Source organism: Microcoleus sp. bin48.metabat.b7b8b9.023 (assembly GCF_013299185.1).
Taxonomy (GTDB): domain Bacteria; phylum Cyanobacteriota; class Cyanobacteriia; order Cyanobacteriales; family Microcoleaceae; genus Microcoleus.
Genome location: NZ_JAAFKG010000040.1, coordinates 1 through 15,851, shown reverse-complemented (window position 1 = coordinate 15,851; position 15,851 = coordinate 1). Strand labels below are relative to the sequence as shown.

Sequence of the window (15,851 nt, the reverse complement as noted above, 5' to 3'; positions counted from 1 at the left end):
AGAGTTTCATAAGATAGACGTGAGATCGTGTTAAATCTTGAGACTAATCAGATGAAATTTGTGATGGGTGCTTCTAAATTATCAGTGTTATCAGAAATGCTTTCGTTATTTATTCCGAAACCTACTTACAGAGTTTGTGTATCAAAACAGCCACTTCACCGATCCGTAACAAGTAAGGTCAAGCGGTCGATCGATATTTTGGGCTCGTTGCTAGGATTGGCAATTGCTGTGGCGGTGGCCGTGCCGGTAGCGGTAGTGATGCTTTTGAACAGTCGGGGCCCGCTCCTCTACAGTCAGGTTCGCTGTGGCTTCAAAGGACGGCATTTCAGAATCTGGAAATTTCGATCGATGGTTGTAGGTGCAGAAAATCTCAAACACCTAGTTACCAACCAAGCCAAGGGTCACATTTTCAAGAATGACAATGACCCGCGAATTACCCCCATCGGCAGCTTTTTGCGGTGCACAAGTTTGGACGAGTTGCCTCAATTCTGGAACGTGCTAGTCGGGGACATGAGTTTGGTGGGAACTCGACCACCAACTCCCGATGAGGTCGCAGGCTACGGCGATTTTCACTGGCAGCGTTTAAATGTCAAACCCGGTCTGACTGGGGAGTGGCAAGTCAACGGACGCTCTGGAGTTAAAGACTTTGACGATATTGTACGCATGGATCTAGACTATCAGCGCAAGTGGTCTGTTGTCTACGACATCAGCCTGATTTGCAAAACTATTTGGGTTGTATTGAATAAACAGGGTGCGTGTTAATCGATTTAGTCGATCGGTTGTTTTGGGTTGTTTTTTGTGAGCTTCGATTAGATGAATATTAAGTTAAAAGCTGTTTTGCTCAAAGTTAAACAGCTACCAAAAAATGCTAAATTAAGGGCAAGCTTTTTACAAGCTTGCCCTTAATTGTTTTCTATTCCTTTATCTTTCTTCTTTTGGTCAACTGTCAACTGTTAACTCTTCAAGTGCGATCGGGGGGCAAGCTGTCAACCCTTCGACTGCGCTCAACTGTCAACTGTCAACTGATTAACGCTGTCAACTGTCAACTGTCAACTGTCAACTGATTAACGCTGTCAACTATTAACTGTCTTATGAATTTGCCTAATTTGATTACTTTTTCTCGCTTGCTGGGAGTGCCGTTTCTGCTCTACGGTTTGTACGACCCAAGCGCGCAAAGCCGTTGGATTTGTACCGCGATTTTTGTGGTAGCCGCAGCTACTGATTGGCTGGACGGGTATTTGGCTAGAAAGCTGAACCAAATTACCGATTTGGGCAAATTTCTCGACCCTTTGGTGGATAAATTGTTGGTACTCGCGCCGCTTTTAGTATTGATTGAGTTGGGTAAAGTCCCGGCTTGGGCAGTGTTTTTAATTTTGGGGCGGGAGTTGACAATTGCGGGGTGGCGTGTTAATAAAACTACGATTTCGGGAGCTAATATTTGGGGCAAGTTGAAGACGGTGAGTCAGATTGTGGCGATCGCACTTTTAATCGCTCCCCTCTCCGAAGACTGGAACGTTCCGGCATTAATTGCGTTTTGGGTTTCTGTGGGTTTAACTTTAATTTCTGGCGCTATCTATCTCTGGCCGTCCCAGACTGCTGAGGAAAAGTAAGGATAAGCCAGTTATTTGTTTGAATCCAAATTGGACATTCTAGCTAGCTAAGGTCGCAACGGGCGATCGAACTTTGCTGGAATGTACACAAAAACGTTTTTGACGAAGAATTCTGGATGCACTAATCTGCTATACAAGCACTTTGTGGTATGGCAAATTGCCATGCTTGAGATCGCACATTCCGCACCCGCTTAGGAATAGGCTCACAGAGTATAATTACTGAGAATAATCCATCCTTACAGTAATAAATTATGCCTTTTAAAAAAATTTTCATTACTTAACACGCGGTATAAAAGTATAATTTATAGCTTAATAGCTCTATAAAAACAAGTAAAAACCGAGGGCGCCCAATGTGGGAAGAGCCAATCTGTGGCGTTCTTGCGTCCATAATTGACCCAAAAATATCCTGGATTGCGATCGCCACAATTGAAACAGTAGTTGACTAGACTGGAATTGTATCTGCGGTTAACATATCAGTCAACCGCAGATGTAAGGCAGATCGACGCAGATGAACGCAGATAATTCAAAGAAAAGCGAGCTAATGAATGCCATGCAAGTCTATTGAATGTTGGTGCGTCCATAACTGCTATTAATAGCCCTGCTAGGAAACACTCTATTGCAAATTAGCAAAAACAATGAACTTAGGAATTCGGGCTAAATTGTTGGCTAGCTTTGGAGCTTTGACTGCTTTACTCGCAGTTGTCGGATTTGTGGGTTGGCGGAATACTGTTGAATTAGCACAAGATGCGGAGAAATTGTACGCATATCAAGTTAAGGGGACGGTGGCTCTAGCCAACTCAGAGTCAGCTTTATGGAAGCTGCGTTACGGCTTCCCACAGTTTATCGTTTTACCATCCAAGCGATCGGACATTTTGACCGAAGAGCCACAATTATACAAAATAATTGACGATAACCTGCGAGAATATGCCAAAGGGGAACTCACCGCAGAAGAGCAAGTTGCTTTCCATAAGCTGCAAGATGCTTATCACAGGTATATTGCGGCCAGACCTAAGTGGTTTGAGTTGCAGCAAACAGGTAAACTTAAGGAAGCAGCAGAGTATCGCGCAGCTACGACAACTCCTTTTGGTGCCGAAACAGTTGAGGCTTTTTCAGAACTAATCCAACTCCAGCGAAAAGTTGGCGAAACAAAACATCAGGAAATTGAAGCCAATATTCAGGGTTTGACAGTTTTGCTAGTCTGTACTCTGAGTTTTGCTTTGTTGTCCGCAGCAATCTTGACTGCGATCGTCAGCCGCGATATTGTTAACCCGATAGTGCAATCTGTCAAAAAGATTGTTTCTTCTTCCATGCAAATTACTGCCGCAGTCGAGCGACAAGAATACACGATATCTCAGCAAGCCAATGCTGTGAATCAAACGACTGCGACGATGAACGAGTTAAGTGTTGCATCGTCCATGTCAGCCAAGCAAGCAGAAGCATCAGCAGTCTCGTCCCATCAAGCACTAACCCTAGCTGAGTCTGGAAATCAATCTGTAGAAAAGACGATGAAGGGAATAGTAACTCTGCAAGAAAAAGTAGACGCGATCGCCAAACAGATTACATACTTGAACGAAAATACTGTTAAAATTAGTGGGATTTCTGACCTGGTAGCCGATCTCGCTAACCAAACAAATATGCTAGCTCTTAATGCCGCTGTGGAAGCAGTGCGTGCTGGGGAAAATGGCAAGGGTTTTGCTGTAGTCGCGACAGAAATTAGGCGGCTAGCTGATGAAAGCAAACAATCAGCGGATAAAATTAATGCTCTAGCTAAAGAAATTCAAGTTGCGATCGGCTACACGGTGATGGTAACGGATGAAGGTTCAAAAACCGCAGCACAAGGAATTACACAAGCTAGGGGGACAACAGAAATTTTTGCCGGTGTAGCAGAGGCGATAGACAAGGTATTTTTGAACAATCAACAAATTGCTCTGAATGCTAACCAACAGGCGATCGCAATTGAACAAGTGCTCGCAGCAATGAACCATGTTAACTTAGGAGCAACAGAAACTGCTACTAGCCTTGCTCAAGTTAAAGTCAGTACGGAACTGCTCAACCAAACCGCAGCAGAACTAAATAAAATGGCTTAGTAGAAGAAAGAAGTAAAAAGCTGTAAGGTGCGGTTTAATTGTCAGGATAGCATATATAAAACTACCAAAAGGCTGGCCAAGGTACGTTGTTGGGCTTTAGCCCTCTTTGCTAGTCTTATGAAAGAGGGCTAAAGCCCAACAACGTACCTAATGCAACTTAATAATGACTCCCAGATTTCCGGTAGTGTACGGCTGTCACCCCGTCATTTTTCAACAAATGACCGCTTTCAACCGCCGCATAAACCACCCAGTGATCGCCACATTCCATCCGACCGATCACTTCGCATTCGAGATAAGCTAAAGCATCAGTCAAAACCGGACAGCCGTTGCTAGCTTCTGTTGTTTCAACTCCGGCAAATCTGTCTTCTCCCGGAGCAAAGTTTTTCATGAAATACTTCCGCAACTGTCGCCCTTCTGCTAAGATATTGAGCACAAATTTATCTCCGGCGTACATCAAAGCTTCGATCGATCGATCTTTAGCCACCGCAATCGTCAAACCCGGAGGGCTAAACGTGGCTTGCGACACCCACGAAGCCAACATCGCACTCGTGACATCCCCGCGCCGCGCCGACAGTACGCACAGGGAACCTACCAATCTTCCTACAGCTTGTTCCGTGCGATCGCTCCCACCAGTCAACTGCGGTTTCGGCGCCCGCAATTTTTGCGACTTAATCAAAGCTTGAGCAAAATCCGTTCCCGCTTCTTTGCACTCGTGAATCGTCGCCGCCGTCGGCTTAAACTTGGCTCGAATCGGCTCAAATCCAATCCGATAGCCAGCATCTTTTAATTTTCCTTCCACTAAGTCGATCGCCTCGCCGCTCCAGCCAAAAGAACCGAAAACCCCCGCTAATTTGCTCTTAGTTGCTGTAGACAACACAATGCCCAAAGCCGTTTGAATTTGCGTCGGCGCGTGTCCGGCTAGCGTCGGAGTACCGATGATAAATCCGGCGCATTTCTCGATCGCCTCTTGAATTTCTCCCGGTTCGGCAAATTCGCAATTGATGCTTTCTACAGCAACACCGGCCTTCGTAATCCCTTTGGCGATCGCCTGCGCCAAAGTAGCAGTATTGCCATAAGCCGAAGCATAAATCAAAGCAACTGTCAAGTCCTTTGAATTTTGTTGTTGGCTCCATTCCCGATACAAATTGCTCAATTCGTGGAGGCCGTAACGGACGATCGGGCCGTGACCGGGAGCATAAAATGCTGTTGGCAAATCGGCTAATTTATCCATTGCTGTCAGCACTTGTTTCGCCTGAGATGCGTGCAGGGAATCGTAATAATAGCGCCGATCTTCGCTGTAAACGCTCCAGCCTTCATCAAATACTTGATCGCTGCAAACGTGAGAACCAAAAAATTTGTCAGTGAACACGATTCGAGTTTGCGGATCGTAGGTGCAAAGTTCATCAGGCCAGCGCGGAGTCGGAGTCGCCAGGAATTTTAATTTGTGACCTTTACCTAAATCGAGAGTTTCTTCTCCCCGAACGATCATAATATTTAACTCTTGTTCGGGAAAAGCCGATCGCAAACCAATAGCCGCCGGATTCGTGCAAACAAAAGCTACTTGCGGAGCCAATTCTAACAAAGCTTTGATCGTGACGGATCTGTTAGCATTGAAATGCCCCAAAATTATGTAATCCAGCGTTTTCAAGTCCACCCGTTTCTGCAAAGATTCCAGATAATTTTGGGTGAAAGATTCTCCTGGCGGGTCGAACAAAGCAGTTTGGTCAGCTTGAATGAGATAGCTGTTGGCTGTTGTCCCCCTTTGCAGGGAATATTCTACTTCAAATTTTAGTCTGTCCCAAGTGCGCGATCGCACTGCTGCGGTATCGGTGGCAATTGGGACAAACTGCACGTCGCGGGGTTTGGTATTAGATCCGAGTCTGGGAGTCAAAGTGTTAGTCATTAATTGCACCTATCTATATTAAGTTTGCTAGGGGGAAACTGTTGATTTTGTGAATGAGATTTTTTTTATTAACCGCAGAGGACGCAGAGGACGCAGAGGGAGAAAGGAAGAAATACAGTAGCATCGTCCTGTGTTTAAATGTAGGGTGCGTCAGCAGATAGTTGATGATTAACTCGAATAAAACTTCGGCTGACGCACCTTACTAATTTATGAGGCTGCTCCCGAATTCCGAAATCCGATCCCCCCTAACCCCCCTTAATAAGGGGGGAACAAGATTCCGCTCAAAGTCCCCCTTCTTAAGGGGGATTTAGGGGGATCGGGATATATGCAACGACCCATTAAATTGGTATAAGAGGGCGGGCCCGCACCATCCACCGCCCCTACAACTTGTTAACTATCAACTGACAACTGACAACTGACAACTGACAACAGTCAACAGTCAACAGTCAACTGACTAATAGTGATTTCCAACTTTGCGGTGGTGAACTGCCGGCAGTGCTTCGGGATTGGATACGCGACCGCTATCTACCGTCGCATATACGATATGATGATCCGAAAGTTCCATCCGGCTAACCACTTCGCATTCCATGTAGGCCAAAGCATCGGTCAAAATCGGAGAACCGTTGGTAGCTGGTTGAGTTTTAACTCCGGCAAATCGATCGGCACCTGGGGCAAAACGCTTCAAAAAGTGCTTCATCAAGCTTTGATAATTGCCTTCTTCCAGCACGTTGAGTACAAATTTATCACCCGCGTGCATCATCGATTCGATCGCCCGATCCTTGGCAACTGCTATAGTTAAACCCAACGGTTTAAAGCTGGCCTGCGTCACCCAAGAAGCCAACATCGCACTGCTAACCTCGCCTTTTTGAGCCGTAATAATGTACAATCCGCCGCTGATACGTCCCAAAGCTTTATCAACATCGCTATCCAGGGATTTCATCTGTTTGACAGCCTTGTCCCGCGACAGCCACTGTCCCAAGTCGGTACCGGCTTCGTCGCAAACTTGATAAATCGCTTCCGTCGGCGCTTCTTTAATCAAAATGTTGGGAAATGCTTCTTTCAAACCCAACTCTTTGAACTTGTTTCGCAGCGGATAAATCGATGCGTCATCGCCACCGCCGGATTCGCACAAACCGAAGGATTGTTTGTTGTTAGCTGCAACTAAAATTGTGTTAATAGCAGCTTCGGCATTTTCCGCAGCAGCGCCATTACTCGGTGGCGAACAAATTACGATCCCGGCGGCTGTACCGACAAGTTCCCGAACTTCTTGCAAGTCGGCGATTCTCAAGTCCATCATTTCTACGGCGACACCGGTTTTGGTAATCCCGTGGGCGATCGCCTGGGCCAGGCGATCGCTAAATCCGTAATCGGAAGTGTAAAATACCGCTACAGTGGTTTCTGCCTTAGCTTGTTCTTGGCTCCACTTTTTGTAACGTCCGGTAAGTTCCACCACATTGTACCTGAGCAGCGGCCCGTGACCGGTTGCCACCGTACCGATTTCTCCCAACTCGGCCATCCGCTTCATTGCACTGAGTACCGATCGAGCATTTGGAGCCATCAAACACTCATAATAAAAGTGATAATCCTCCTCAACCGCCGCTAAATCGTCATCATAGGTACTATCAGAACAGTAGTGCATCCCGAAAGCATCGCAGGTGAACATCACCTGAGTTTTGCTGTCATAGCTGAAAATAGTATCGGGCCAGTGCAAATTCGGCGCCGACACAAATTCGATAACGTGGCCATTTCCTAAATCTAGTTTGTCCCCATTTTTCACGACAAGTCGCTCAAAAGGCTGATGTATCAGGTTTTCTAAAAATTGAATTGCTACTTTCGCCCCTACCACAATCGCCTGGGGCGCCAAAGCCAGCACATCTTTCACCAAACCGCTGTGGTCTGGTTCAGTGTGGCTGATAATTAGATAATCAATCTCTTTCGGGTCAATTTCCCCCGTCAGAGTTTCCATATATTGCTGGCGAAACTTCTCGTGCGAGGTATCCACGAGGGCAGTTTTTTCGCCACGAATGATGAAAGAGTTGTAAGTTGTACCGTTTTTGAGCCCGAATTCGATGTCAAAACGGTCTCTATCCCAGTCCAGGCATCGAATTGCCGTTGTATCAGAGGCAATTTCGACCTTTTCCACCGTCAATCTGCGTTGGACTCGTTCAGTCAGGGCTACCATACTCTGCCTCCTTGTCTGTTATCCATTACCTTATTGTTTCCATTCTGACACGTTTCTTTTGTAAATCTTCATAAAATTTCTTATGACGCTGTTAAGTAACTTCAAAGTTATTAATGTGTGAGTAGGGCGATTGAGGCTCCCGATAGCTTCGCTTCACGACCATTTTGAGAAAAATCCACAAATTAGGTCTTGACAAAATCCCCATTTCACCAAATCTGATTTATTTTAGGGATTGCTGAAAAAGTATGCGTAGTGGAAAAACGAGGCTACACACCTTAAAAAACCTGAGTTCGGGATAAGAAATCATTGAATGTGCCTTGGCGAATGGAATTCGTGGCTACACAGACTCGATCTGACGGGAGCAGACTAGATTTTGAGGCCTGCAGAAGAGTGTGTGGAGGCACACTTTGTCTGTATAGCTGCGGTTTCTAACCGCCAAGCGTCCAAAAATTAACCCGAACTCAGGTTAAAAAATAATAGGTTTATTGCTAAAATCCCAAATTTATCCAGAAACTAACAACTTTCATTGGAAGGGTTTTGAGCCTCTATAATCCTATAACTTGCACTTAGATAGAGCCAAGAAATCTTGAACGCCTGCTCTGGCAAGCTTTATACTTTATATTCAGCAAGCCCTAAAATAAATTGGACGCACCCAGAACTCAGAAACCCGGTTTCTTCCTATATTTCTTGCTATTCAATTCTTCCGATTTGTCAGCGGTAACTCCACTATCAACTCAGTTCCTTCGCCCACCTGACTGACGCACCGAATCCGGCCGCCGTGAGCTTGTACAATTACCTGATAGCACACCGAAAGTCCTAAGCCCGTACCTTTCCCCACAGGTTTAGTCGTAAAAAACGGATCGAAAATCTTGTCTTGAATCTGCGCCGGAATGCCACTTCCCGTATCGCGCACAGAGATTGTTACCCAGTCCGGCTCGCTTAGCCAACTGCGGATTGTTAATTCTCCGGGTTTGTCGGCTGAGTCGATCGCATCTAAGGCATTGTCCATCAAATTATAAAATACTTGGTTGATTTGACCGGCATGACATTTGACTGGCGGCAGATTTCCGTATTGTTTTTCAATTTTGATATTTGATTTGAGTTTATGTTGCAGCATCAATAAACTGCTTTCCAAACCTTCATGCAAATCCACAGCTTTAAATTCTGCGTGATCTAAGCGAGAAAAATTTCGCAGCGTCATCACGATCGATCGAATCCTGCCACTGCCTTCCCGCATCGAATTGAGCATTTTGCCAAAGTCATCTCGAACGTAATCGAGTTCTAGTTCTTCATTGATTTTGACAAGTGCCTCCGCTGCTTCTGGGCAGGCATTCCCGCACAATTCTAGAGCTTCGTTTAAGACTTTAAAATATTCTTGAGCGTGAAACAAGTTAGCGTGGATGAAATTGTTAGCGTTGTTGATTTCGTGAGCAATTCCCGCTACCATTTGCCCCAAACCAGACATTTTTTCGCTTTGAATCAATTGCTGCTGTGTCGATCGCAATTCTTGGAGGGCTGCTTGCAATTGCTGGGTTTGAGCTTGAGATTTGACTGCCGCTTCTCGGACTTGGCTGTAAAGTTCTGCTTGCTGAATCGCGATCGCCATTTGATCGGCTAGCTGCGACAGCAACTCCATTTCTTGGCGCTGCCAATTTCGGGTATCGTGACACTCGTGAGCAATCAACAAACCCCACAGTTTACCGGGAAATTTTACAGGAGAATTTATGTCTGTAGAAAGTGAATGGTCTTCGTTTTGGGATGTAACAATCGGTACGATCAGATTAGCTTTTACCTGCAAGCTGTCTAAAAAATCAACGTGACAAGGCTCTAAACCAGCCTGAAAAATATCATTAATTGCTTTGACTCGCCCTTGCTGGTAAAGATCGGCGTAATTTCCCCTAAAACACTTATCTGCCCCCATATCTCCTAAAATTGAAGGCCAAGGAACTGTCATATCTTCAACGACAACTGTTCCCTGCCAGTTGTCTTGAAACTGATAGATAATTACCCGATCGCACTGCAACAATTGGCGGACTTCTCTCACCGCTGTTTGCAGGATAGTTCCCAGATCTAGGGTACTGCGAATTTGGTTGCCAATCAGTCGCAGCAGAGATTCTCGTTCGGCTTGACGGCGGGTTTTGCTGTAGAGTTTGGCTTGATTGATCGCGATCGCCAATTGCGATGCTACCCCTTCTAACAGTTGCCGTTCCCAATCAGTCCATTCCCGTTCGCGATCGCACTGATGCAAACCAATTATGCCATTCACTTCACCTTGATAGCGAGTAGCAACTGCCAGCATTGACTTAATTTCCAAAGCCTCGGCAATTTTTCGGGTTTGTGCGTTCAACCCCGGAAAATCCAGAAACTTCGTCAATGCTAGCGACTCTTGCCCAGATACGACTGCGGCCAAGTGCGGGTTATTAGTAATCGGTACTTTCATCCCCAGTTGTATGGGATAGTCTCCCGCGTTGTACTCTCCCCGCGTGACTAACGTTTTTTCTGTATTGGATTCTTTGACTAAAATACTCGCGCGGCTGCACTGTAGCGCTTGCCCCAGCAATCGGCAGGCTGATGTTAAAATCTGTTCTATATCAAGGGTGCTGCGAATTTCGTTATTAATTTCGTTGAGCAAGTTTGATAGCTGAACTTGCTGCTGCATCTGGACGATGATGGCTTTTTGTTGGTCTACTTCCGGCAGCAAAAGACCTTCTTCTTGATTCCAGTTACCTGATTCAGGCAACCGCGCAGTCAGTCTCTGCCAGGGGGTTTCTGGTTGTTGTATTTTTAAAGACATATTTACTCAGCACTTGTACAGTATTTTGATAGACTCTGGTTTTTTACACATTTGCTTACCCCGCCACCAGCCGATCGTCGCTACCACAAATTTAGAACGATATTAAAACATTATAAATGATATATCCCGAGCATTGCAATTATTTGCTTTACAAATATTTATCAATAATAATTATGGCTCAGCAGCCGACAATACTAATGAGGCACGCGCCATCTTTTTCGTCAGATGTCAATTAGAGTTAACCGTCCCCCTAAGCGAATAAAATTAATCTAAAATCTATCTATAGTGATAATGTTTGCGCGCGATCGATCGATGAACATGGAAAATTCAATTGCCGACAATTTTTGCCCGGGAAGTGGCACCGACAACCCGATCGCTGGATTGGCAGGTAAAAGCCTGGTTAAAATAGCTTTGGCGATCGGCAATTCGCGATTGCACTGGGGATTATTTACGGGCAGAACTTTGGAGAGAACATGGGATACTGAGCATCTCAAAGCTGATGCTGTTTCCCGGCTCTGTGAGGCAGAAAAAGCGGAATATTTGGTGGAAACGGTGATGAGGTCGATCGAGCAAATATCGGCTCAAAATCTGCTCGGTCTTCCTGCTACTCCTGCTGTGTCTAGTCCTCACACGCTTTCTGTAGTGCCGCTACCTTTAGTTTTGGCCTCAGTAGTTCCCCAGCAAACAGCAATTTGGCAGAGTTATCCTGAAGTCCGAATTATTACTTTAGACCAGTTACCGATCGGGGGACTCTATCCTACCCTGGGAATTGACAGAGCTTTAGCTTTACTGGGTGCTGGCAACCAATTTGGTTGGCCAATTTTACTTATAGATGCTGGTACAGCTTTAACATTTACTGGGGCTAATGTCAATAGGTATTTAGTCGGGGGTGCCATCTTACCGGGTTTGGGTTTGCAGTTATCCTCGTTGGGAAAAAAGACCGCTGCATTGCCCTCAGTACGCTTACCAGAAAACATTCCGCATCGCTGGGCTACAGATACTGCTGGGGCAATTCAAAGCGGGGTTGTATATGCGGCGGTGGCAGGAGTTAGGGATTTTATTGAAGATTGGCGGAGGTTGTTTCCGAATAGCAAAATTGCACTCACGGGGGGCGATCGCATTTTGTTATTGAAATACCTCACCGCACTATTTCCCAATACGGCTTCCTCGGTAATTGACGCACCAGAGGCTATTTTTTGGGGAATCATAGCATTTTAGATTTTAGATTGAGGGATTGGGGGATTGACCAATTGATTGAGATTTGATGTTGAAGAATTGGTAATGATTGATTCCGTAAAGGTTTCAAACAGGGGCATACAGTTGTATTTTTTTTGAATTTATATGAGTTTGTTAAATGTTGACGGCGACCAATTCTCTGCAATCAATCGGAATAGGAATAATAAGAACAGAAAAAATCCGCCTCAATCAACACAGTCTTGAACGCAGCAACTGGCTCTATTATGCAGGTTAATGTTTATTAGGCACGTTGTTGCGCTTAAGCGCTCTTGCATATTAGGCACGTTGTTGCGCTTAAGCGCTCTTGCATATTAGGCACGTTGTTGCGCTTAAGCGCTCTTGCATATAAAGAGCGCTCAAGCGCAACAACATACCTTTTTTAAAGGTGTACCAATGACTAATGACTAATGACCAATTATCAATTCATTTGGCAAACTGGCGAATATAGCGAGCAACAATATCCGGGACTTCCTGCGGCAAATTGATGTCTCCCGGACTGACAGATTGCAGTTCGGCATTAGGAGCCAGAGCAGCATAGGATTGACACAGAGACAAAGCTGCGGGGGTATCTTCAGAACCTTGCAAAACCAAAACAGGCGCTTTCAGCAAGGCCAAATTCTCATCAACTAAATCTGCTATAATTTCAGGCCGCCGCCGCCCGAACAGCAACTGCACGGCAACTGGGGACTGCATCAACTGCTGTCTCAAGTTTAGCAGTCTGTCAATCTGCTTTTGACCCCCCAGCAACTTAGCAATTGGATAGATCGATCGCAACAACCAGTATGCCAACGGAGGTTGAGCGATCAGCCAGCTAGCCGTCTGCCACCGCCCCCCCTGGTTGCCAGCCTTGACGCCTTCTGGGGCTAATAACACTAAACCCTGAACTCGATCGGGATATTTGATGGCGTAGCTAGCAGCCACCCAGCCGCCCAAAGAGTCACCAATTAAATAAACCTGTTGCAGGTTCAAAGCATCGAGGTATTGGGCGAGACATTCTACTTCCAGATCGATCGAATAATTAACATTTGGGTGTTCCGAGTCGCCAAAGCCCAGCAAATCTGGTGCGAAGCATTGGAAGTCCGGGCTCAAAAGCTCGATCGTCCGCAGCCACTGACTGCCGTCGCCCCAAGAACCATGCAAAAATACTAAATTTGGGCCTCTGCCGACTTCGCGCCAGAAAATGTGTCCTAAAGAGAGTTTGACCCGAGAATTGCGTAACGGTGAGTACATCCGGTTTAATATTCAGCAATAAAAAGATTATTAAATTAATGTTCAGATATCATAAATTAAAGCATGGAAACATTAAAAATTAATTCCCTACTAATAAAAGGTAGCTTGTTAAGGTGAGGTAATTCCCAACGTTGCTCAAATGTAGATGCCCTGAGAATTTACGCTAAAGTTGTCAGGCCTTGAAAATAGTTATGCAAGTGCTCGCCATTATCATGGCTAAGCTGGTCTTCCGGCAGCGCTGTCGGCAAAAAAGCTTCCACCTCGCTGATTTCAAGCGAATCCTGAACTTGCATCTTGCCCTGCACCTCTGCTTCCACCACTATACAAATCGAGTGCAAGCGAGGGTCTCTATCGGCAGCCGAATAAACGCCCACCAAGCGACGAATTTTGACTAAATCGAGTCCTGTTTCCTCCGCCAATTCTCGGCGCACTGTTGTCGGAATATCCTCTCCCCAATCCACCATACCTCCCGGCAGGGCCCAGCGACCGTTGTCGCGGCGTCGAATTAACACTATTCTCCCGTCAGGTAACACAGGAATCACGGCGGTACCAGTCACGGGATGTCGAAAAATCAGACCCAGCACAGTCTGTACAAATTGCCACAATCTACGCATACACTCAAAAGTTTGTTTAGGGGAAAGTAATTTTAGACCTGCTATCTCGCAGATTTGGGGTCAGAATTATTATATTCTTCTTTCAGGCAAAATATCCGACAATTCTCCTAAAATCTCCACTGCGTGAGATTCTGGTTTGACTTTGCGCCAAACAGTTTCAATCCTACCATCAGGGTCGATCGCGAAGGTCGATCGAGTAATGCCCATAAATTCTTTGCCCATAAATTTTTTGAGTCCGTAACAACCGTAGGCGGTTGCCACTTCGGCGTTTGAGTCGCACAGCAAGGGAAAAGGCAGTTGATATTTAGCTTTCAGCAGCATTCATCCCCGCGCCAGGAGCGTAGCCTCGCGTCGGGATGAATGCGTGCGAGTTGACGATTCCACTCTTGCGAGTCAAATTCCTCTTCGGAACGTGGAACAGCGTCGGGGTGGATGAGGAAACCAGCAAATTCTTTGGTATAATTGCATAAACTTGACCATTATCCCCCTACGCGAAAACCAAGCTAAACGGGGTTGACGACTGTTGACGATTTACCTAGATTTACGTAGGATTTAGTAGTTAGATTCTAGGTAAATCAATGGATAGACTGATTAGCATTGGCGAGTTAGCAGAGCTTAAAGCCGTAAGCGTTGACACAATACGGCGGTGGGAAAAAGAAGGCAAGCTCGAATCAGTCCGCACAGATGGCGGACACAGACGATACCGTCTTTCGGACTTTGTTGAGCAAAAAACCGGAAAAACAATAGCTTACGCCAGGGTTTCGAGTCACGACCAAAAAGCCGATCTTGACAGGCAGGATGCCGTTTTATCAGGCTATTGTCAATCTTTCGGCTGGGAATATGAAGTGATCAGAGATTTAGGTAGTGGCATGAATTACCGCAAAAAAGGGCTGATGAAGCTAATTTCTGCCATTTTAGATGGCGAAATGGCTCGACTTGTGATTACCCACAAGGACAGGTTGCTGAGATTCGGCTCAGAGCTGATTTTTTCACTCTGTGAGTACCACGAAGTAGAAGTGGTCATTCTCAACAAAAAAGAAGATGCAACCTTTGAGGAAGACCTCGCGAGCGATGTTTTAGAAATTATCACCGTATTTTCAGCTCGACTGTACGGGGCGAGGTCGAGCAAAAACAAAAAGCTCATTCAAAAGCTTGCGGATTCTGTGCAAAGCAGTTAACATACAAAGGTATAACCATATTGACAGCGAGAATCAATGGCTACCCTGACTTATTGCAAAGGCTTGCCCACACCAGTTGACGAACTCAACGAGCTAGGATTTACAACTTTCGAGATGTTTCTCAATACTTACGCCCCAATTTTTTGGGCTGCAAGTATTGAAACAGTTGACCACTTGCTTTCAGGCACAGAGTTTAAAAAATCTGATTGGAACACGCACTTGCAACAAACCTACGGCATCAATAAGCGCCATGCCAACGGCGTAATTAGCTCTACCAAGGGTCGTGTAGACAGTGCAAAATCACACAGAATTTTACATTTAAAAACTCTTGAAGGCAAGATTAAATCTATTGGTATGTGGCTCAAAAAAGCCGAACGCAAGTTAGTATTAGCCCGAAAGTTTTACGCAAAAAGGAAATGGCATAATTCAAAAACAGGTTGCAACTTTCCCATAGCCTGCTCGCTTCAGTATAAATCCACAAACTGGCAGAATTTGCGCTTTCAAATTCACCAAAAAAAGCGTAAATTGACATTGCTAATCAATAGCGTCGAACACTTAAGGTTTAAGCGAATTAAGGTTTCTATTCCTGGAGGCGATATTTTGGTCGTCGGTTCCAAGGATGAATCCTTTGGCAATCAAGTCTGCCAGTGGGATGGGAAGAAAATAACTTTTCGAGTCCCAAAATGCCTAGAGTCACGATTCGGCAAAAATGTATCTTCTGAGATTGGTGATTTTAATCGCAACATTGACAGACTGCCCCCATGCGGTGCTAAAAATTGGCACTTTTATCGCAAAAATGGAAGATGGATTGCTGCTGTGCAGTTTGCTCCGAATCCCGTGCCGTCGGTCTCTCAAGAGAGGATGCACGGCTGCATTGGTATCGACATGAATCCCGGTGTGCGAATCGTTGGCTAGAAACCAATACTAAAAAGGGTTAGGGGGATTAGCCGCAAGGTAGAACCTTGACAACTGAATGACCATGTAGGTGAGAGTCAGTATCCTAGAAACCTCAAATCC

At 45.5% G+C, this 15,851-nt stretch carries 13 protein-coding genes; 7 read left to right on the top strand and 6 right to left on the bottom strand.

What is annotated here, in order from left to right; genetic code table 11:
• Positions 1–51: 51 nt before the first annotated feature.
• From QZW82_RS21065 to QZW82_RS21050, 4 genes are all read left to right on the top strand, one after another.
• Entirely contained in the window at positions 52–762 is a 711-nt protein-coding gene (locus tag QZW82_RS21065) for a sugar transferase (RefSeq protein ID WP_293152281.1), read from the top strand.
• 134 nt (positions 763–896) lie between these two features.
• A complete protein-coding gene (locus QZW82_RS21060; protein WP_293152278.1) occupies positions 897–1,064 on the top strand; it encodes a hypothetical protein in 168 nt (55 codons plus the stop codon).
• Between the two features lie 27 nt (positions 1,065–1,091).
• Positions 1,092–1,610 (top strand): CDP-diacylglycerol--glycerol-3-phosphate 3-phosphatidyltransferase, encoded by a 519-nt coding sequence (gene pgsA / locus QZW82_RS21055; protein WP_293152275.1) that lies wholly within the window; start codon positions 1,092–1,094, stop codon positions 1,608–1,610.
• 635 nt (positions 1,611–2,245) lie between these two features.
• Positions 2,246–3,697, top strand: coding sequence for a methyl-accepting chemotaxis protein (locus QZW82_RS21050; RefSeq protein WP_293152272.1), 1,452 nt, complete (start codon positions 2,246–2,248; stop codon positions 3,695–3,697).
• A 157-nt stretch (positions 3,698–3,854) separates the two neighbouring features.
• On the opposite strand, the gene QZW82_RS21045 is transcribed toward QZW82_RS21050, so the two are convergent.
• The 3 genes from QZW82_RS21045 to QZW82_RS21035 form a co-directional block, all read right to left on the bottom strand.
• A complete protein-coding gene (locus QZW82_RS21045) occupies positions 3,855–5,600 on the bottom strand; it encodes a diflavin flavoprotein (protein WP_293152268.1) in 1,746 nt (581 codons plus the stop codon).
• A gap of 454 nt (positions 5,601–6,054) precedes the next feature.
• Positions 6,055–7,782, bottom strand: coding sequence for a diflavin flavoprotein (locus tag QZW82_RS21040; RefSeq protein ID WP_293152265.1), 1,728 nt, complete (start codon positions 7,780–7,782; stop codon positions 6,055–6,057).
• A gap of 694 nt (positions 7,783–8,476) precedes the next feature.
• Positions 8,477–10,576 (bottom strand): GAF domain-containing protein, encoded by a 2,100-nt coding sequence (locus QZW82_RS21035; protein ID WP_293152262.1) that lies wholly within the window; start codon positions 10,574–10,576, stop codon positions 8,477–8,479.
• Positions 10,577–10,894: 318 nt separating this feature from the next.
• Between QZW82_RS21035 and QZW82_RS21030 the strand changes: the two genes are divergently transcribed.
• Positions 10,895–11,794: a pantothenate kinase gene (locus tag QZW82_RS21030; RefSeq protein WP_293152424.1), complete on the top strand. Its 900-nt coding sequence runs from the start codon at positions 10,895–10,897 to the stop codon at positions 11,792–11,794.
• Between the two features lie 441 nt (positions 11,795–12,235).
• Here the strand turns inward: QZW82_RS21030 and QZW82_RS21025 are convergent, their stop codons facing one another.
• The 3 genes from QZW82_RS21025 to QZW82_RS21015 all read right to left on the bottom strand — a co-directional run bounded on the left by QZW82_RS21025 (position 12,236) and on the right by QZW82_RS21015 (position 13,977).
• Positions 12,236–13,042 (bottom strand): alpha/beta hydrolase, encoded by an 807-nt coding sequence (locus QZW82_RS21025; RefSeq protein WP_293152259.1) that lies wholly within the window; start codon positions 13,040–13,042, stop codon positions 12,236–12,238.
• 158 nt (positions 13,043–13,200) lie between these two features.
• Positions 13,201–13,656, bottom strand: a complete 456-nt coding sequence (locus tag QZW82_RS21020) for an NUDIX hydrolase (RefSeq protein ID WP_293152256.1) — start codon at positions 13,654–13,656, stop codon at positions 13,201–13,203.
• A 69-nt stretch (positions 13,657–13,725) separates the two neighbouring features.
• Positions 13,726–13,977, bottom strand: coding sequence for a redoxin domain-containing protein (locus QZW82_RS21015; protein ID WP_363318764.1), 252 nt, complete (start codon positions 13,975–13,977; stop codon positions 13,726–13,728).
• A gap of 257 nt (positions 13,978–14,234) precedes the next feature.
• Here QZW82_RS21015 and QZW82_RS21010 point away from each other — a divergent pair, with 257 nt between their 5' ends.
• Positions 14,235–14,834 (top strand): IS607 family transposase, encoded by a 600-nt coding sequence (locus QZW82_RS21010; RefSeq protein WP_293152253.1) that lies wholly within the window; start codon positions 14,235–14,237, stop codon positions 14,832–14,834.
• Positions 14,835–14,870: 36 nt separating this feature from the next.
• A complete protein-coding gene (locus tag QZW82_RS21005; protein ID WP_293152250.1) occupies positions 14,871–15,749 on the top strand; it encodes a hypothetical protein in 879 nt (292 codons plus the stop codon).
• Positions 15,750–15,851 lie beyond the last annotated feature (102 nt).

Coding starts and splice junctions, on each gene's coding strand:
- QZW82_RS21010 (WP_293152253.1), top strand. CDS start 14,235: ATGGATAGACTGATTAGCATTGGCGAGTTAGCAGAGCTTAAAGCCGTA.
- pgsA (WP_293152275.1), top strand. CDS start 1,092: ATGAATTTGCCTAATTTGATTACTTTTTCTCGCTTGCTGGGAGTGCCG.
- QZW82_RS21030 (WP_293152424.1), top strand. CDS start 10,895: ATGGAAAATTCAATTGCCGACAATTTTTGCCCGGGAAGTGGCACCGAC.
- QZW82_RS21020 (WP_293152256.1), bottom strand. CDS start 13,656: ATGCGTAGATTGTGGCAATTTGTACAGACTGTGCTGGGTCTGATTTTT.
- QZW82_RS21015 (WP_363318764.1), bottom strand. CDS start 13,977: ATGCTGCTGAAAGCTAAATATCAACTGCCTTTTCCCTTGCTGTGCGAC.
- QZW82_RS21025 (WP_293152259.1), bottom strand. CDS start 13,042: ATGTACTCACCGTTACGCAATTCTCGGGTCAAACTCTCTTTAGGACAC.
- QZW82_RS21035 (WP_293152262.1), bottom strand. CDS start 10,576: ATGTCTTTAAAAATACAACAACCAGAAACCCCCTGGCAGAGACTGACT.
- QZW82_RS21050 (WP_293152272.1), top strand. CDS start 2,246: ATGAACTTAGGAATTCGGGCTAAATTGTTGGCTAGCTTTGGAGCTTTG.
- QZW82_RS21065 (WP_293152281.1), top strand. CDS start 52: ATGAAATTTGTGATGGGTGCTTCTAAATTATCAGTGTTATCAGAAATG.
- QZW82_RS21005 (WP_293152250.1), top strand. CDS start 14,871: ATGGCTACCCTGACTTATTGCAAAGGCTTGCCCACACCAGTTGACGAA.
- QZW82_RS21040 (WP_293152265.1), bottom strand. CDS start 7,782: ATGGTAGCCCTGACTGAACGAGTCCAACGCAGATTGACGGTGGAAAAG.
- QZW82_RS21045 (WP_293152268.1), bottom strand. CDS start 5,600: ATGACTAACACTTTGACTCCCAGACTCGGATCTAATACCAAACCCCGC.